Origin of the sequence: Wolbachia endosymbiont of Drosophila bocki, assembly GCF_028982005.1 — a bacterium.
GTDB lineage: Bacteria > Pseudomonadota > Alphaproteobacteria > Rickettsiales > Anaplasmataceae > Wolbachia > Wolbachia pipientis.
In genome coordinates, this window is the sequence record NZ_JAPQLG010000118.1 from 1 (window position 1) to 1,828 (window position 1,828).

Genomic DNA, 1,828 nt, shown 5'->3' on the forward strand with positions numbered 1-1,828 from the left:
TCAATAAGTTGCTTATAATCCTAATTATAGTTAGCCTTTCATAAGTAGCGATGCAACAAAGCCATTCCAGTGTCAAGCACTGGGATGACAGCAATCCTACGTCATACCGCGATTCATTCGCGGTATCTTAGTATAGATTCCGCTAACAAGTAGCGGAATGACGGTTTTTCAAATCGTCGATGAACCTAAGTCACTTTAGCTATAGTATCGGGAACGTAATTGCACATTGGTTTTACAAATTTGAAAATTAGTGTTAAATAAAAATATAAACGCAAAAGGAAAAGAAATGATTGAACTTAAAGGCCCAGAAATTTGTGCAGGCGGAAATAAGAAAAATTTGATTATTTTTTTACATGGTTGGGGCTCAAGTGGCGATAATTTCATTCACCTTGCTAAAGTTATGAGCAAGTTTTTACTGGGTTCATATTTTGTAGCACCCAATGCTCCGTTTAAGAGAGAAATAGGTGATGGTTATCAGTGGTTCAGCTTGGAAGATCGTAGTGAGGAAGCGCTATATAATGGAGTAAAAAATGCTACATCAATTGTAAATCATTTCATTGATACAAAATTAAAGGAGCTTAATTTAAAAGATACGCAACTTTCTTTAGTTGGATTTTCTCAAGGAGCAATGCTTGCAATACATACAGCTCTCACCCGCTCTCAATCCTGTGCATCAGTTGTTGCATACTCTGGTAGGTTTCTTTCACCTTCAAAAACTGCACCAGAGATCAAGTCAAAACCTAACATATGTGCTATCCATGGTGATGCTGACGACGTGGTACCTTTTTCGTCCCTCGACTTAGCGGTTAAAGCTCTGAAAGAAAATGGAGTAAATGTTGAAGGACACTCAATTCATGCATTAGGGCATATCATTAATGAAGAGGGAATAAAATTAGGAGTAGAATTTATCAAGAAGAATTTTAAAAATTAATTTTCATGCACTTGTTTTGCTTTGGTTATGGATATGTAGCTAAATTTTTATCGAAAAAATTACTGAACTTAGGTTGGAAAGTCAGTGGCACATCAAGAAGTAAAAATATACAAGATGTAATCCTCTTTAATTATGAGAAAGTTAGTCAAGATCTGCTTAAAAGCGCAACGCACGTTTTAATTTCTATTCCTCCAGATGGCGATGATGTTGTGGAGAGATACGGTGATTGCCTGCAAAATGTAAAATGGCTTGGTTATTTGTCTGCAACTAGCGTCTATGGTGATCACTCTGGTAATTGGGTGGATGAGGAATCTGAAACAAGACCTATAGAAATCAGAGGAGAAAAGCGCCTTAAATCTGAAAAGAAGTGGCTAAATAGCAAACTGCCTGTACATATTTTTCGTTTAGCTGGAATATACGGTCCTGGTAGGAACGTGTTAATTGACTTGCAGCTTGGCAAAGCAAGAAATGTGAAAAAAGAAGGGCATTTTTTTTCTCGTATTCACGTTGAAGATATATCGAATATTTTATTTTCTTCCATGCAAAACATAAAACCTGGTGAAATATACAATTGTGCAGACGATTTACCCACTACACAATCTGAAGTGATAATGTATGCAGCCAAACTTCTCAATGTTAGCCCTCCAGAGCCAATTGAGTTACCAGATTATGCACAGAGTTTTTATTTAGGATCAAAAAGAGTAAGTAATGTTAAAATTAAAAAAGATCTTAATGTCTCTCTAATTTATCCTAACTACAAGGTGGGATTAGAGAGTTTGCATGTAAAAAAAACTGAAATCACATCAGAATGATAGATAGGCTTATTGTCACTGCCATTAAGTTAAGGAAAGAATGGTTAAAAACTGAACTAAAAAGTCAGAAATAATTAAGGATTTA

2 protein-coding genes are annotated in these 1,828 nt (G+C 35.6%); both read left to right on the forward strand.

What is annotated here, in order from left to right:
- Positions 1-286: 286 nt before the first annotated feature.
- Positions 287-931, forward strand: a complete 645-nt coding sequence (locus OZD61_RS02545) for an alpha/beta hydrolase (protein ID WP_274979734.1) — start codon at positions 287-289, stop codon at positions 929-931.
- Between the two features lie 5 nt (positions 932-936).
- Positions 937-1,743, forward strand: coding sequence for an SDR family oxidoreductase (locus tag OZD61_RS02550; RefSeq protein ID WP_274979735.1), 807 nt, complete (start codon positions 937-939; stop codon positions 1,741-1,743).
- The last annotated feature ends 85 nt before the right edge of the window (positions 1,744-1,828 follow it).